11 protein-coding genes, 2 tRNA genes and 3 rRNA genes are annotated in these 16,268 nt (G+C 63.7%); 10 read left to right on the top strand and 6 right to left on the bottom strand.

The genetic code is table 11. The features are described from left to right. The first annotated feature begins 130 nt into the window (after window positions 1-130). The 3 genes from ABNX08_RS22765 to ABNX08_RS22775 all read left to right on the top strand — a co-directional run bounded on the left by ABNX08_RS22765 (window position 131) and on the right by ABNX08_RS22775 (window position 2,901). A complete protein-coding gene (locus ABNX08_RS22765) occupies window positions 131-1,102 on the top strand; it encodes a nitronate monooxygenase family protein (protein WP_022537963.1) in 972 nt (323 codons plus the stop codon). Window positions 1,103-1,106: 4 nt separating this feature from the next. Next, on the top strand, window positions 1,107-1,580 hold the full coding sequence (locus ABNX08_RS22770) for a PaaI family thioesterase (protein WP_022537964.1): 474 nt from the start codon (window positions 1,107-1,109) through the stop codon (window positions 1,578-1,580). Window positions 1,581-1,725: 145 nt separating this feature from the next. Continuing rightward, window positions 1,726-2,901: an acetyl-CoA C-acetyltransferase gene (locus ABNX08_RS22775; protein WP_022537965.1), complete on the top strand. Its 1,176-nt coding sequence runs from the start codon at window positions 1,726-1,728 to the stop codon at window positions 2,899-2,901. A 183-nt stretch (window positions 2,902-3,084) separates the two neighbouring features. Here the strand turns inward: ABNX08_RS22775 and ABNX08_RS22780 are convergent, their stop codons facing one another. From ABNX08_RS22780 to ABNX08_RS22795, 4 genes are all read right to left on the bottom strand, one after another. After that, window positions 3,085-3,759: a histidine phosphatase family protein gene (locus tag ABNX08_RS22780; protein WP_022537966.1), complete on the bottom strand. Its 675-nt coding sequence runs from the start codon at window positions 3,757-3,759 to the stop codon at window positions 3,085-3,087. A gap of 247 nt (window positions 3,760-4,006) precedes the next feature. Further along, window positions 4,007-4,693 (bottom strand): TetR/AcrR family transcriptional regulator, encoded by a 687-nt coding sequence (locus tag ABNX08_RS22785; RefSeq protein ID WP_022537967.1) that lies wholly within the window; start codon window positions 4,691-4,693, stop codon window positions 4,007-4,009. A gap of 170 nt (window positions 4,694-4,863) precedes the next feature. Then, window positions 4,864-5,598 carry a VIT1/CCC1 transporter family protein gene (locus ABNX08_RS22790; protein ID WP_022537968.1) on the bottom strand — a complete coding sequence of 245 codons (735 nt, stop codon included), beginning with the start codon at window positions 5,596-5,598 and terminating at the stop codon, window positions 4,864-4,866. A gap of 60 nt (window positions 5,599-5,658) precedes the next feature. Beyond that, a complete protein-coding gene (locus ABNX08_RS22795) occupies window positions 5,659-6,549 on the bottom strand; it encodes a LysR family transcriptional regulator (RefSeq protein ID WP_022537969.1) in 891 nt (296 codons plus the stop codon). A gap of 121 nt (window positions 6,550-6,670) precedes the next feature. Here ABNX08_RS22795 and ABNX08_RS22800 point away from each other — a divergent pair, with 121 nt between their 5' ends. Beyond that, a complete protein-coding gene (locus ABNX08_RS22800; RefSeq protein WP_349605225.1) occupies window positions 6,671-7,321 on the top strand; it encodes a glutathione S-transferase in 651 nt (216 codons plus the stop codon). 51 nt (window positions 7,322-7,372) lie between these two features. Next, entirely contained in the window at window positions 7,373-8,344 is a 972-nt protein-coding gene (locus ABNX08_RS22805; RefSeq protein ID WP_022537971.1) for a pyridoxamine 5'-phosphate oxidase family protein, read from the top strand. A gap of 43 nt (window positions 8,345-8,387) precedes the next feature. Here ABNX08_RS22805 and ABNX08_RS22810 read toward each other — a convergent pair whose 3' ends face one another. Continuing rightward, window positions 8,388-8,828, bottom strand: coding sequence for a hypothetical protein (locus ABNX08_RS22810; RefSeq protein WP_022537972.1), 441 nt, complete (start codon window positions 8,826-8,828; stop codon window positions 8,388-8,390). Between the two features lie 118 nt (window positions 8,829-8,946). Then, on the bottom strand, window positions 8,947-10,542 hold the full coding sequence (locus ABNX08_RS22815) for a 3'-5' exonuclease family protein (RefSeq protein ID WP_022537973.1): 1,596 nt from the start codon (window positions 10,540-10,542) through the stop codon (window positions 8,947-8,949). A 496-nt stretch (window positions 10,543-11,038) separates the two neighbouring features. On the opposite strand from ABNX08_RS22815, the gene ABNX08_RS22820 reads away from it, so the two are divergent. From ABNX08_RS22820 to rrf, 5 genes are all read left to right on the top strand, one after another. Beyond that, window positions 11,039-12,570, top strand: a 16S ribosomal RNA gene (locus ABNX08_RS22820). 62 nt (window positions 12,571-12,632) lie between these two features. Further along, window positions 12,633-12,709, top strand: a tRNA-Ile gene (locus ABNX08_RS22825). Window positions 12,710-12,721: 12 nt separating this feature from the next. Then, window positions 12,722-12,797 (top strand) — tRNA-Ala (locus ABNX08_RS22830). Between the two features lie 286 nt (window positions 12,798-13,083). After that, a 23S ribosomal RNA gene (locus tag ABNX08_RS22835) occupies window positions 13,084-15,962 on the top strand. A gap of 128 nt (window positions 15,963-16,090) precedes the next feature. Continuing rightward, a 5S ribosomal RNA gene (gene rrf, locus ABNX08_RS22840) occupies window positions 16,091-16,204 on the top strand. The 16S, 23S and 5S rRNA genes sit together here with 2 tRNA genes alongside, the layout of an rRNA operon. The last annotated feature ends 64 nt before the right edge of the window (window positions 16,205-16,268 follow it).

The raw sequence follows: 16,268 nt of genomic DNA on the forward strand, positions 1-16,268 counted from the left end.
TGCAGAATGCGCCGCCCGCAATCGTCGCTTCCGACGAGGCCCGGCAGCCGCGGCTGGCCGTAGACTGGGCCCGATCGCCGGCGGGCCAGCCCTCGCGCGCACCGGCCGGCGCAGACAGTAAAGGACAACCATGAAGACACGAATCACCGAACTGCTTGGCATCCGCTACCCGATCATCCAGGGTGGCATGCAATGGGTCGGCTACGCCGAAATGGCCTCCGCCGTTTCCAACGCTGGCGGGCTGGGCGTCCTCACAGCGCTGACGCAGCCGACCCCCGAGGCGCTGGCCGACGAGATCCGCCGCTGCCGAGAGATGACCGACAAGCCGTTCGGCGTGAACCTGACCCTGTTGCCGTCGATCAACCCGCCGCCGTACGCGCGCTACCTCGACGTCATCATCGAGAGCGGCATCAAGGTGCTGGAAACGGCGGGCAACAACCCCAAGGAACATATCGCGCGCGCCAAGGCCGCCGGCATCAAGGTGATCCACAAGTGCGTGGCGATCCGCCATGCGCTGTCCGCCGAGCGCCTAGGCGTGGACGCGGTGTCGATCGACGGCTTCGAGTGCGCCGGCCATCCGGGCGAGGACGACGTGCCCGGCATGGTGCTGATCCCGCAGGCCGCGCGCAAGCTGTCGGTGCCGGTGATCGCCTCGGGCGGCATCGCCGACGGCCGCGGCATGGCCGCCGCGCTGGTGCTGGGCGCCGAGGGCGTCAATATGGGCACGCGCTTCTGCGCCACGCGCGAAGCGCCGATCCACGACAATGTCAAGCAGGCACTGGTGCAGGCCAGCGAGCGCGACACCAACCTGATCTTCCGCACGCTGCACAACACCGCGCGCGTGCTGAAGAACGCTGTGTCGGATGAGGTGGTGAGCATTGAACGCCGCCCGGGCGGTGCGCAGTTCGAAGACGTCAAGCACCTGGTCGCCGGCGTGCGCGGCAAGGCCGCGCTCAAGGCGGGCGAGACCGATGGCGGCATCATCAGCGCCGGTCAGTGCGTGGGCCTGATCGACGACGTGCCTAGCTGCGAAGAACTGATCACGCGCATGGTTGCCGATTGCCGGGAATACCTCGGCGTGGCTTCGCGCTACTTTGCCTGACGCCATGGCCGAAGCCGGGATCGAGGCGGCCATGACCCAGGCCCTGGCCGAGCCGGCCGGGGTCGCTGGCGCAGGGGACCTGCCGGAGGGCTTTGTGCCCCTGCGCCGGATGAGCGGCTACATGGCCAATTTCGGCCAGCTCTACCTGCATGCGGAGCGCCGCACGCTGGCGGTGCGGATCGACGAGAGCCACCTGAACAACCTCGGCATCCCGCACGGAGGCATGCTGGCGACACTGGCCGATACCGCCATCGGCATGATGATGTCGCTGGAGACCGGCCGCTCCAAGAGCGCGGTCACGGTCAACCTGAGCCTGGACTACCTCGATTCCGCGCGCCTGGGCGACTGGGTCGAGGCGCGCGTGGAGTTCGACAAGCTGGGCTCGCGGCTGCGTTATGGCACCTGCCGGGTGGTCAGCGGCGAGCGTTGCCTGTTGCGTGCCACGGCCATCTTCGCTGTTCTGGCGCCGCGCGGCTGAGCAGCCTGGCGGACTTCGTCGCTTCCGACGACGCTGCCGCGACGGTGCAGGGCAAGAATACGGATCAACACGGCCGGCACTCTTGCCGGCACCCCGGATAACGCAGTGGCCGGCCCTGGCGGCCGGCACCGATAAAGGAGATCACATGGCAGAGGCATATATCGTCGCGGCGGTCCGCACCGCCGGCGGCCGCAAGGGCGGCAAGCTGTCGGGCTGGCATCCGGCCGACCTGGCCGCGCAGGTGCTCGATGCGCTGGTCGAGCGCACCGGCGCCGACCCGGCGCTGGTCGACGACGTCATCATGGGTTGCGTGAGCCAGGTAGGCGAGCAGGCCGGCAACGTGGCGCGCAATGCGATTCTGGCTTCGCGCCTGCCGGAGAGCGTGCCGGGTACGTCGGTGGACCGCCAGTGCGGCTCGTCGCAGCAGGCGCTGCACTTTGCCGCGCAGGCGGTGATGTCGGGTGCGATGGATATCGTGATCGCCGCCGGCGTCGAGAGCATGACCCGCGTGCCGATGGGCCTGTCGTCGCAGCTGCCGGCCAAGAACGGGTTTGGCGTGCCCAAGAGCCCCGGTGTGGAGGCGCGTTATCCGGGCGTGCAGTTCAGCCAGTTCACCGGCGCCGAGATGATCGCGCGCAAGTATGACCTGTCGCGCGAGCAGATCGATGCCTATGCGCTGCTGAGCCACCAGCGCGCAGCCGCCGCGACCAAGGCGGGCCGCTTCAATGCCGAGATCGTACCGGTGGAAGTGCGCACGGCCGAGGGCGGCAACGGTGAAATGCATACGTCCGACGAGGGCATCCGCTATGACGCCACGCTGGAGAGCATCGGCAGCGTCAAGCTGATTGCCGAAGGCGGCCGCGTGACCGCCGCCTCGGCCAGCCAGATCTGCGACGGCGCCGCCGGCCTGATGGTGGTCAACGAGGCCGGCCTGAAGAAGCTCGGCGTCAAGCCGCTGGCACGCGTGCACCATATGACCGTGATCGGCCATGACCCGGTGGTCATGCTGGAAGCACCGCTGCCGGCCACCGAGATTGCGCTGAAGAAGGCGGGCCTGAAGATCGGCGATATCGACCTGTTCGAAGTCAATGAAGCGTTCGCCCCGGTGCCGCTGGCCTGGCTGAAGGCGACGGGCGCCGATCCTTCGCGCCTGAACGTGCATGGCGGCGCGATTGCGCTGGGCCATCCGCTGGGCGGCTCGGGTGCCAAGCTGATGACCACGCTGGTGCATGCGCTGCATACGCATGGCAAGCGCTATGGCCTGCAGACGATGTGCGAAGGCGGCGGGCTGGCCAACGTGACGATCGTCGAGCGGCTGTAAAGCCTGGGCGTGCCGCGCCGGCACGCCGGGCAGCAAGGTTTGTTGCAGTAAGGAGTAAAAGGGAGAAGGACCGGCGGCGCGGGCATGTCAAAGTGCCCGCGCCAGCAGCCGGATCAATGAGGCCGCGTCACTGCGGCCTACTTTTGTTTGTCGCCAGGGCGCGAACCGCTTGGCGGATTTCCTTCAGGCGAACGTCAGCGCGCTGCGTCGCTCCACCCGATCCAGGTGCGGCACGTTGTTGAAGCTCAGCAGCCGCTGCACGCCGCGGCCCACGATGATCTCGCAGAACGCGGTATTGCGGAACTGCAGGTTCATCTCGATCGCTGCTTGCGAAGGGGCGCCGAGCAGGTCTGCCGTGGCGCGGCCGATCGCACCGCCGGAACTCACCACCAGGATGGCATCCTCGCGCGACGTGCCTTCACAGGCGTGCGCCAGTGCGCCGGCAATGCGCGAGCCGAAGTCTCCCCAGCTCTCGGGCATGTCGGCGAGGCCGTCCTGGGTCCACGCGTGGTAGGCCGCGCGGAAGGTGCGCCAGTAGTCGTTGTAGTCGCTGTTCTGGTGGGCGCGGTGGTCGGCGCCGCCAGTGTGGCAGCGGTACAAGGCCTCGCCGTCGTATTCGTTCAGGCCCGGATGCGTGGCGATCTCAGCCTGCGGCTGTCCCATGGCGGCGAGGATCTCGCTGGCGGTGTCCTGCTGGCGCACCAGCGAGCCGGCCACCACGCGGCAGAAGTGCACGCCGCGCTCGCTGAAGTACTCGCCCAGCCAGCGCGCCTGCTGGCGGCCGGTTGGCGACAGGCAATCGTAGTTGGCGGCGCCAAACGAGGCTTGTCCGTGCCGGACGAGGAAAAGCGTGGCCATGATCGGTCTCGGTAAACGTTGATGCGCGTTGGTGCGCGTTAGTGCGCGTAGGTGCGGATATCAGGGTCCAGGCCGCGCCGGGTGCCAGGTCGGCCTGGCCGGGCGCGGGCCCGGTGTGAACGCATTCTAGGGATGCGCACCGCGCCAGCCAAGCAAGCGGTACGGAATTCATAGCAGCCATGGCCGGGCTGCATTACCGCAGGGTGCTGCACGGTGCTGGTGACCCGGCACGCAGTGCGAATTGCGCTCAGGCTTGCGGCTCGGACGACACACCCAGGTAGCCGGCCATCATCCGGCTGAGTTCAGGCACCAGCCGTTCGTCGTCGAGATGCAGCGGGCCCGAGTCATTGAGCACCGCATTGACCAGCACGCTGAAGACGGCCTGCATGGCAAAACGCACACGCAACTCGGCGATATCGGCGGGCAGTGACAGCCGCGGCACTAGCAGCTGCACCATGCGCTCGACGATCGCCTCGCCGTTCTGGCGGTGGGGCAGCCATTCCTCGGGCCGGGTCGACGCATGCCGGAGCGAAGCGCGGATCACGCCGCGATTGGCCAGCGTGCCCAGCACCATGAAGCGCGCGGTCTTGTCGAGCAGTATGCCGGTCGGAACGTCGTCCCAGCGCTCCTGCGCCAGGTAGCGGTCGATCGAGGCAGAGGTTTCTTCCATCACCAGCGTGCGCAGCGCCTCGAAATAGGCCATCTTGTCGCGGAAGCGCCCGTAGAAGGCGCCCACCGAGACCTGGCAGGACGCGGCGATCTGGGCGACAGACACCGCGGCAAAGTCGCGCGTTGCAAGCAGCTCACGGCCCGCGCCCAGCAAGGCCTGTTCGGTCTCGCGCGCACGGCGCTGGCGCGGCGGCTGCAGGATCGAAGGCGTATCGATACGGGGGAAGGAGGCGGAGGCCGAGAGGCCGGAGGGGGTTGTTGACATAGGGTTTTTCCGTATTCGAATTCGGATTCGATTTTGAAAAATACCGGTGCCCGCTGCGACGCGTCAAGGCTTTTGTCGGGTGGTAGCCCGCCCCGCGTGGGGGGCTGCACGGTGGCGCTTGGCAGGGCGGGCCTTCGGCGCCGCGTCAGCGCCATCACAGGGAAGCCGTCTCAGAGCGCGCCGAACACCGTGCCGAGTCCGTAGGTAAAGGACGCCGCCATGCCGCCGATCAGGATCTGCCGCGCGGCCGAGAACCACCCGGGGCGCCCGTTGAACGAGGACGTGCCCCAGCCCACCAGGCCGAGCCCGGCCAGGCAGGCAACGATGCTGCCGAGCTGGGCCGACGGCCCGTCGGTCACCATGAATGGCAGCAATGGCACCAGCGCACCGCTGCTGTACAGCACGAAAGAGATCACCGCCGCCTGCACGGGATTGCCGCCGCGTTCCTGCGGGTTGATACCCAGCACGTCGCGCGCAAACGTGTCGAGCGCCGCCTGCGGGTTGCGCATAATCTCGTCGGCGGCGCGCACGGCATCGGCCGGCAGTACACCCTTGGCCGTGATCACCGCCACCAGTCGCTGCCGCGCCTTGCCCGCATCGTGCGCGATCTCGTACGCCATATCGCGCAGCCGCTTGCTGTTCATCTCGCGGCTGTTGGTGACCGACAGCCATTCGCCCAGCGCCATCGAGCACGCCCCCGCCGTGAGGCCGGCCAACCCGGCGAGGATGACCGCCTCGCGCGTGGCGGCGGCGCCTTCGAGCCCCATCACCAGGCAGAAGCTGGACACCAGTCCGTCATTGACGCCGAGCACCGCGGCGCGCAGCGCATTGCCGGAGGGGCGATGGATCAGGCGCCGCACGCGGGCGCCAAAGCTGGTTGGAGTCGGGGCGCTGGTCAGGGGCATGGTCAGTGGGGGTAAGGGCGGCGTGCTTGTCGATGGGGCGAGCGGCGGCAGCGTGCAAAGTCAGCCGAAGCGCGGGCCCAGGTCATCCCGCATCCATTCGATAAAGGCCCGCGTGCGCGCGGGCAGCAGCCGCGCATGCGGATAGATCAGCGACAGCGGCCACGCCGGCTGCTCGAAGGCTTCCAGCACGATGCGCAGCTTGCGCGCCTGCACCAGCTCGGCCACCTGGTACGACAGGAAGTTGCCGAAGCCCGCGCCTTCGGCACACGCCGCCACGGCGGGCGCGGTCTGGTTGAATTCGAGGTTGCCCGACACCTGCACGTGGAACGGGCGGCCGTCTTCCTGGAAGGTCCACCAGTCCGCGGCATTGCCGGTAAAGCGCACGCAATTGGCGTCGGCCAGTTTCTCCGGGCGGCGCGGCACGCCGTGCTTGCGCAGGTAGGCGGGCGTGGCCACCACCACGCGCCGGATGCGGCCGACGCTCTGCGCCACCAGCGTGGAATCCGCCAGCGGGCCGATGCGCACACCCACGTCCAGGTCTTCTTCGAGCAGGTTCACCACGCGGTCGGTGAATTCCATGCGGCAGCGCACGCGCGGATAGCGCTGCACGAAGCGTGTGACCGCCGGCGCCACGTACATCTGCCCGAACAGCACCGGCGCGGTTAGCGTGAGCTGGCCGCTGGGTTCCACATGGCTGGCGCTCAGGCCTGCCTCCACCTCGTCAATGGTGGCCAGGATGCGCCGGCAGCTGTCCAGGTAGCTGCGCCCCTCGCTGGTCAGCGACAGGCGCCGCGTGGTGCGGTTGAGCAGGCGCACCTGCAACTCCGACTCCAGCGCGGCCAGCGTGCGCACCACGGCTGGCAGCGAGGTATGCAGCGTCGCGGCGGCGGCGGTCAGGCTGCCCTCGTCGACGATCCGCACAAAGGTCTGCATCGCGCGTAGCTTGTCCATGGCGCCACATTACTCCGATTTGTGGAGTAGTCAAATATCAAACGCCCCCTTTATTGCAAGGTGGCCGGCGCCCAGAATCCCCATATACCAACCGTCGAACCCAGACTGTCGAGGAGATGCCATGCAAGCCACCAACCGCCCCGCCGCGCCGGCCACCCCGCTGGTGCTGTACCGCTCGCCGCTGTCCGGCCACGCCCATCGGGCGCAGCTGTTCCTGTCGCTGCTGGCGCTGCCTCACCGGATGGTGGACGTCGACCTGCGCGGCGGCGAGCAGCGCGGCGAGCCGTTCCTGAGGCTCAATCCGTTCGGCCAGGTGCCGGTGCTGGACGATGATGGCGTGGTGGTGGCCGATTCCAATGCGATCCTGGTCTACCTGGCCACGCGCTATGACGACGGCCGCTGGCTGCCGCGCGACGCGGCGGGCGCGGCGCGCGTGCAGCGATGGCTGTCGGTGGCGGCCGGCGAGATCGCCTTCGGGCCGGCGACGGCGCGCCTGGGCGTGCTGTTCGGCCGGCCGGTGGCGATGGATGACGCCATCGCACGGGCGCAGCGGCTGTTCGCGGTGATGGAAGCCGTGCTGGCGGCACAGCCGTTCCTCGCTGCCAACCACGCCACCATCGCCGACGTCGCCGCCTACAGCTATATTGCCCGGGCCGAAGAGGGCAACGTGCCGCTGGCGCCGTACCCCGCGCTGAATGCATGGCTGCGCCGCATCGAGGCCTTGCCCGGCTTTGTGCCGATGGTGCCGTCAAAGGTCGGGCTGGCTGCCTGAGTCCGGCCTGTCGTTGTTACCGCTGAAGCAGCGCCGAACCAGGAGCGCATCATGGACCTGCCGATCTGGCCGCATGCCGGCCTGCCTTTCCACGCCGGCGAACTGGCCGCGCAGGAACGCGCGGGCAAGCGCGAGCGCCTGGCCGCGGTCGCGAACCGTGTGATCCGGGGCGAGATGCCGGAGCAGCACCGGGCGTTCTTTGCCCAGTTGCCCTTCCTTCTGCTCGGCGCGGTCGACGCCGACGGGCTGCCGTGGGCGACGGTGCTGGCCGGCAGGCCGGGGTTTGCGCACACGCCTGACGCCAGGCACTTGCGCATCGACGCGCTGCCGCTGCCGGGTGATCCGGCGCAGTCGGCGCTGGCGCGGGGCGCGAGCATCGGCCTGCTCGGCATCGAGCTGCATACGCGGCGGCGCAACCGCATGAACGGCATCGTGGTCGAGCGCGATGAGGCGGGGTTGACGGTGGAGGTCGAGCAGAGCTTCGGCAACTGCCCGCGCTATATCCAGCTGCGCGAACTGAGCTTTGCCGAGCCGGCGCCGGCCGTGGCAGCCTGGCAAGGCGCCGCGCTGGATGATCAGGCCGCGGCCTGGCTGCGCGGCGCCGACACGCTGTTTATCGCGACCAGCCATACGGCGTCGGAAGCAGAGGGCGCGCACACCGGCGGCGTGGATGTCTCGCACCGTGGCGGCAAGGCGGGCTTTATCCGCGTCGACGACGACGGCACGCTGACCTTTCCGGACTTCAACGGCAACAACTACTTCAATACGGTCGGCAACCTGCTTGCCAACCCGCGTGCCGGGCTGGTCGTGCCGGATTTTGCCGACGGCTCGCTGCTGCATGTCGGCGGGCGCGCCGAAGTGGTCTGGGACGGCGCCGAACTGGCGTCATTCGCCGGCGCCGAGCGGCTGGTGCGGCTGCATGTCGAGCATGTGGTGCGGCGCCCGGGCGTGCTGCCGCTGCGCTGGCAGTTGCGGGAGTATTCGCCGGTGCTGGAGGATACGGGGGCCTGGCCGGCGACGTGAGTAGCGGCGCGCGTCAGGACAACCGGAGCGATGGCCGCCGCGCTCAGTCGCGCCCGCGGTACTTCAGGCCGGCGCAACGGCCGACCAAGGTGGTGACGCAGCAGGCATTGCCGCGCCATTCCCCGCCGATCACGATGCCGTCCGGGCCTGCCACCAGCTTGCGCTGGCAATGCCCGGGCATCGGCGTGCGTTCCATGCCGGCATCGCGCGGGCCGGTGCCCGGCGGCCGCGCGGCCGGGATGGTGTCGTTCCACACGTAGGCCGTGCCGGAGGGCATGGCCTGTACCGCTTGCGGGGGTCCCCACTGGCGTTTGGCTTCGTCGATGGAAACATTCTTCCAGGAATCGAAGACGTTCTGCATGGCGCTGGCTTCCAGGCCCGCGCAGGCGCCTGTGGCGGCCATCGCCCACATGGCGGCCAGGCATGCGCGCAGCCGGGCGGCGCCGCAGACTTTCTCGGCGGGACGAACTGGGTTGGCAGACATGATCACTCCGCGTCGGCGCTGCCGGCCGCAAGAGCCGGTCTGTGGAGACTAACGGAGGCGAGGGCCGCGTCGCAAGCACGTTTTGCGCGATGGCGAACAGAGCCCGGGCAGGAAGTCTTCAGTCGGCGAACAGACCCAGGGTTTGCTGTCCGGCAGCGGACGGTGCCTTGCGCGCGGCCAGCCCGGGCGGGGCACGCAGCGGGCGCGGCGCTTCGGCAGGGGCTTCGGGTGCCGTCAGCGCGAAGGCCTTCGCCACGGCCATCGGCACCGCCTGCGGCATCCATTGCGCCATGCGGGGCGCGAGAATCTGGTACGTGTCGAGGTCGAATCGTGCGGGCGCACCGGCCAGCGCCTGTGCTTCCTCCAGCGTGCCGGCGCAGCCGAGGTAGCACCAGTCCTCAACCACATGCCACCACGCGCGCTCGCCATGCTGCTCGCGCCAGGCGACCGGACCATCGAAGGGCCAGCGCATCAGCGCGATCGGGGCCAGCGCGGCGGCCAGCCGGGCGCGGTGCCCCGCCAGGGGTTCGGCGCCGACGCAGGCGCCGGCGCAGCGGTGGACCTGGCGCGCAAAGCAGGGGCTGCCGCGGAGCGTGGTTTTTTCCAGCGACAGCGTGGCCATGCACAGGCCATGCTCTTCCGCCAGCGCGCGCAAACGCGCCTCGGCCGCGCCGCGGCTGCCGAACACGCCAAAGAGGTCGCGATGGCGGCAGAAGTTGGTGTCGCGGTCCGAGCGCAGGCGCGGCACGGGCAGTTGTTGCGGCAACTCCCAGGCGTAGAGCCGGGCATTGCGGCGCAGCAGCTGGTTGTGCACGGGCTGCAGGCTTTTGACCAGTTGGGCTTCGAGCAGCAGCGCGCCGGTCTCGCCGCCGGTTTCGCGCCATTCGACGCGGCGTACCAGCCGGGCCAGCCGCATGTCCTTGCCGTATCGATAGTCGCCCGAGAAATGGGCACCGATGCGCTGCCGCAGGTGCACGCTCTTGCCAACATAGAGCGGCACGTCCTGGTCGCCATAGAAGAGATAGACGCCGGGCGTGGCGGGCACGTCCTCCAGCGCGGTTTCTTCCAGGCCGGCCGGCAGGCTGGCGCGCCGCACCAGCGTGCGCACCGCGGATTCCACCAGCTCGACCGAATAGGTAGCGTGGATCTTCTGCCAGAACTGCCATAGCAGCTCGGCATCGGCCAGCGCGCGGTGGCGTCCCTTGGGCGTCAGGCCGAAGCGGGCGATCAGCGCGTCGAGGCCGTGGCGCTCCACGGATGGGAACAGCGAGCGCGACAGCCGTACCGTACACAGCACATCGGCGCGGAAGGTGACGCCGGCGCGACGGAACGCGTTCTTCAGGAAGCCATAGTCGAAGCGCGCGTTGTGCGCGACGAACAGCCGTCCTTGCAGGCGCTCGGCCAGCGATTCGGCGAGTGATTCGAAGGTGGGTTGTCCCAGCACCATCTCGTCGGTGATACCGGTCATGCGCTGGATAAACGGCGGGATCGACATGCCGGGGTCGAGCAGGGTGTCCCATTCGACGATGCCGTCCGGGCCCACTTCGACCACTCCTATTTCAGTGATGCGGTCGCGCTGCGCGTCGGCGCCGGTGGTTTCCAGGTCGACAAAGACAATAGGACGCGACAGCGCGGCGGCCAGCGCCTGGGCGTCGGGAAAGCGTGCGCCGTCGGCTGGCAGGCGCGACGGCAGATAGGTGGGTATGTCCGACATCCGCTGATTTTACGGGGCCTGCAATGGCGGCACGAAGAAGTTTTCAGAAACCGCTTGCCAGCCCGCTCTGCCTCCCTTAATATTCGCCCCCTCGCAACACAACGCAGCGCTGCAAAGCAGGCGCAGCAAGGGTTGCGGGGTCGGCCGGGAGGTTGGCGCAGCGAGGTTTGCAGCGCTGACCGCAGCAAAAAAAGATTGCTGAAACGGTTGACGAAACGAAGAAAGCTCTGCATAATCTCTTTCTCTGCTGCTGACGCAGCGACGCAAACGGCAAAGCCGGAGGCGAGGTCGAAAGACCGGGTTCTTTAACAACCAAACAACCGATAAGTGTGGGCGCTGGGTAGCGGACGCCGCTGTCTTCGGACAGTGTTGCTTCAAAAGTTATCAGTGCTCGCACAGCAAAACGTGACTGGATCTTCGGATCTGGTCAGTCAGTTTTCTGAGAGTGAGCGACCGCTCGAAAGAGCGAGGGCCCGCGAGGGTCCACACAGAGATTGAACTGAAGAGTTTGATCCTGGCTCAGATTGAACGCTGGCGGCATGCCTTACACATGCAAGTCGAACGGCAGCACGGGCTTCGGCCTGGTGGCGAGTGGCGAACGGGTGAGTAATACATCGGAACGTGCCCTGTAGTGGGGGATAACTAGTCGAAAGATTAGCTAATACCGCATACGACCTGAGGGTGAAAGCGGGGGACCGCAAGGCCTCGCGCTACAGGAGCGGCCGATGTCTGATTAGCTAGTTGGTGGGGTAAGAGCCTACCAAGGCGACGATCAGTAGCTGGTCTGAGAGGACGATCAGCCACACTGGGACTGAGACACGGCCCAGACTCCTACGGGAGGCAGCAGTGGGGAATTTTGGACAATGGGGGCAACCCTGATCCAGCAATGCCGCGTGTGTGAAGAAGGCCTTCGGGTTGTAAAGCACTTTTGTCCGGAAAGAAATGGCCTGGGATAATACCCCGGGTCGATGACGGTACCGGAAGAATAAGCACCGGCTAACTACGTGCCAGCAGCCGCGGTAATACGTAGGGTGCGAGCGTTAATCGGAATTACTGGGCGTAAAGCGTGCGCAGGCGGTTTTGTAAGACAGGCGTGAAATCCCCGAGCTTAACTTGGGAATGGCGCTTGTGACTGCAAGGCTAGAGTATGTCAGAGGGGGGTAGAATTCCACGTGTAGCAGTGAAATGCGTAGAGATGTGGAGGAATACCGATGGCGAAGGCAGCCCCCTGGGACGTCACTGACGCTCATGCACGAAAGCGTGGGGAGCAAACAGGATTAGATACCCTGGTAGTCCACGCCCTAAACGATGTCAACTAGTTGTTGGGGATTCATTTCTTCAGTAACGTAGCTAACGCGTGAAGTTGACCGCCTGGGGAGTACGGTCGCAAGATTAAAACTCAAAGGAATTGACGGGGACCCGCACAAGCGGTGGATGATGTGGATTAATTCGATGCAACGCGAAAAACCTTACCTACCCTTGACATGCCACTAACGAAGCAGAGATGCATTAGGTGCCCGAAAGGGAAAGTGGACACAGGTGCTGCATGGCTGTCGTCAGCTCGTGTCGTGAGATGTTGGGTTAAGTCCCGCAACGAGCGCAACCCTTGTCTTTAGTTGCTACGCAAGAGCACTCTAGAGAGACTGCCGGTGACAAACCGGAGGAAGGTGGGGATGACGTCAAGTCCTCATGGCCCTTATGGGTAGGGCTTCACACGTCATACAATGGTGCGTACAGAGGGTTGCCAACCCGCGAGGGGGAGCCAATCCCAGAAAACGCATCGTAGTCCGGATCGTAGTCTGCAACTCGACTACGTGAAGCTGGAATCGCTAGTAATCGCGGATCAGCATGCCGCGGTGAATACGTTCCCGGGTCTTGTACACACCGCCCGTCACACCATGGGAGTGGGTTTTGCCAGAAGTAGTTAGCCTAACCGCAAGGAGGGCGATTACCACGGCAGGGTTCATGACTGGGGTGAAGTCGTAACAAGGTAGCCGTATCGGAAGGTGCGGCTGGATCACCTCCTTTCCAGAGGCTTGTGTCTCAAGCCTAGCGTTCACACTTATCGGTTTGTTTGCTGTTACAGCCAAGGGTCTGTAGCTCAGGTGGTTAGAGCACCGTCTTGATAAGGCGGGGGTCGTAGGTTCAAGTCCTACCAGACCCACCAAGTTATCCATGCGGGGGATTAGCTCAGCTGGGAGAGCACCTGCTTTGCAAGCAGGGGGTCGTCGGTTCGATCCCGTCATCCTCCACCATCACCTGGTACCTTGGATTGGTTGTCAAATGCAAGCGCTTAGCATTGAGCGTTTGCATTTGGCATTGCCAAGCGATCTAACGATCGGCTGTTCTTTAACAATATGGGATGTAGTAAAGGTGTCGCGCGAGCGTTGATGAGACGCTGCAGTACCAACGCGATACCGGGTTGTGATTGTATCAACCAAAATGTATTTAAGTGATCGAAAGATGACTTGGAATACGGCACAAATGCGAGAACTCATCCTGTAGCGAGGTCTTCGAGCGATCGAGACACACTCGTTATAGGGTCAAGCGAACAAGTGCATGTGGTGGATGCCTTGGCGATCACAGGCGATGAAGGACGCGGTAGCCTGCGAAAAGCTTCGGGGAGCTGGCAAACAAGCTTTGATCCGGAGATGTCCGAATGGGGAAACCCGGCCCGTATGGGTCATCCCACACTGAATTCATAGGTGTGGGAAGCGAACGCGGCGAACTGAAACATCTAAGTAGCTGCAGGAACAGAAATCAACCGAGATTCCCAGAGTAGTGGCGAACGAAATGGGAACAGCCTTGTACTCTTTAGCAGCATTGTTAGCAGAACGGGATGGAAAGCCCGGCCCTAGCAGGTGATAGCCCTGTATGCGAAAACAGCGTTGTGGAACTAGGTGTACGACAAGTAGGGCGGGACACGTGAAATCCTGTCTGAAGATGGGGGGACCATCCTCCAAGGCTAAATACTCGTGATCGACCGATAGTGAACCAGTACCGTGAGGGAAAGGCGAAAAGAACCCCGGGAGGGGAGTGAAATAGATCCTGAAACCGCATGCATACAAACAGTCGGAGCCCTTTCGGGGGTGACGGCGTACCTTTTGTATAATGGGTCAGCGACTTACATTCAGTGGCAAGCTTAACCGATTAGGGAAGGCGTAGCGAAAGCGAGTCCGAACAGGGCGTTGAGTCGCTGGGTGTAGACCCGAAACCAGATGATCTATCCATGGCCAGGTTGAAGGTGCGGTAACACGTACTGGAGGACCGAACCCACTAACGTTGAAAAGTTAGGGGATGAGCTGTGGATAGGGGTGAAAGGCTAAACAAATCTGGAAATAGCTGGTTCTCTCCGAAAACTATTTAGGTAGTGCCTCGTGTCTCACCTTCGGGGGTAGAGCACTGTCATGGTTGGGGGGTCTATTGCTGATTACCCCGCCATAGCAAACTCCGAATACCGAAGAGTGCAATCACGGGAGACAGACATCGGGTGCTAACGTCCGGTGTCAAGAGGGAAACAACCCAGACCGCCAGCTAAGGTCCCCAAGATTGGCTAAGTGGGAAACGAAGTGGGAAGGCTAAAACAGTCAGGAGGTTGGCTTAGAAGCAGCCACCCTTTAAAGAAAGCGTAATAGCTCACTGATCGAGTCGTCCTGCGCGGAAGATGTAACGGGGCTAAGCCAGTCACCGAAGCTGCGGACGCACGCAAGTGCGTGGTAGGAGAGCGTTCTGTAAGCCTGTGAAGGTGTCTTGTAAAGGATGCTGGAGGTATCAGAAGTGCGAATGCTGACATGAGTAGCGATAAAGGGGGTGAAAGGCCCCCTCGCCGTAAGCCCAAGGTTTCCTACGCAACGTTCATCGGCGTAGGGTGAGTCGGCCCCTAAGGCGAGGCAGAGATGCGTAGCTGATGGGAAGCAGGTTAATATTCCTGCACCGTCGTATGATGCGATGGGGGGACGGATCGCGGAAGGTTGTCCGGGTGTTGGAAGTCCCGGTCCCTGCATTGGAGAAGGCGCTCAGGCAAATCCGGGCGCGGAATTCAAGGATGTGGGGCGAGCGGCCTAGTGCTGCGAAGCAATTGGAAGTGGTTCCAAGAAAAGCCTCTAAGCTTCAGTCATACGAGACCGTACCGCAAACCGACACAGGTGGGCGAGATGAGTATTCTAAGGCGCTTGAGAGAACTCGGGAGAAGGAACTCGGCAAATTGGTACCGTAACTTCGGGATAAGGTACGCCCTGGTAGCTTGACTGGCCTGCGCCAGAAGGGTGACGGGGTTGCAATAAAATGGTGGCTGCGACTGTTTAATAAAAACACAGCACTCTGCAAACACGAAAGTGGACGTATAGGGTGTGACGCCTGCCCGGTGCCGGAAGATTAAATGATGGGGTGCAAGCTCTTGATTGAAGTCCCGGTAAACGGCGGCCGTAACTATAACGGTCCTAAGGTAGCGAAATTCCTTGTCGGGTAAGTTCCGACCTGCACGAATGGCGTAACGATGGCCACACTGTCTCCTCCCGAGACTCAGCGAAGTTGAAGTGTTTGTGATGATGCAATCTCCCCGCGGCTAGACGGAAAGACCCCATGAACCTTTACTGTAGCTTTGCATTGGACTTTGAACCGATCTGTGTAGGATAGGTGGGAGGCTTTGAAGCGTGGACGCTAGTTCACGTGGAGCCGTCCTTGAAATACCACCCTGGTTTGTTTGAGGTTCTAACCTTGGCCCGTGAATCCGGGTCGGGGACAGTGCATGGTAGGCAGTTTGACTGGGGCGGTCTCCTCCCAAAGTGTAACGGAGGAGTTCGAAGGTACGCTTGGTACGGTCGGACATCGTACCTAAAGTGCAATGGCAAAAGCGTGCTTAACTGCGAGACCGACAAGTCGAGCAGGTGCGAAAGCAGGACATAGTGATCCGGTGGTTCTGAATGGAAGGGCCATCGCTCAACGGATAAAAGGTACTCTGGGGATAACAGGCTGATACCGCCCAAGAGTTCATATCGACGGCGGTGTTTGGCACCTCGATGTCGGCTCATCTCATCCTGGGGCTGTAGCCGGTCCCAAGGGTATGGCTGTTCGCCATTTAAAGAGGTACGTGAGCTGGGTTTAAAACGTCGTGAGACAGTTTGGTCCCTATCTGCCGTGGGCGTTGGAATCTTGACGGGGGCTGCTCCTAGTACGAGAGGACCGGAGTGGACGTACCGCTGGTGTACCTGTTGTCTCGCCAGAGGCATCGCAGGGTAGCTATGTACGGAAGAGATAACCGCTGAAAGCATCTAAGCGGGAAACTCGCCTGAAGATGAGGATTCCCTGGAGGCTTGACCTCCTTGAAGGGTCGTTCGAGACCAGGACGTTGATAGGCTGGGTGTGGAAGCGCAGTAATGCGTTAAGCTAACCAGTACTAATTGCCCGTAAGGCTTGATCCTATAACCAGTGTGTTTTATCTGGTATGTGTGATCGCGACTGTGCCGAAACAGTTGACACAAGACGCACAACCCCAACTACATCCCTATTCGCAGCGTTGGCCTCAACCCCAGCGTTGCAACCCCTTATGCCTGGTGACCATAGCGAGTTGGAACCACCCCTTCCCATCCCGAACAGGTCCGTGAAACGACTCCGCGCCGATGATAGTGCGGATTACCCGTGTGAAAGTAGGTCATCGCCAGGCTCTTATACCGCAGAACCCCAGCCCTAACAGGCTGGGGTTTTTGCTTTTTAGAGCGCGGAATTCA

Origin of the sequence: Cupriavidus sp. DF5525 (genome assembly GCF_040149425.2) — a bacterium.
Lineage (GTDB): Bacteria > Pseudomonadota > Gammaproteobacteria > Burkholderiales > Burkholderiaceae > Cupriavidus > Cupriavidus pickettii_A.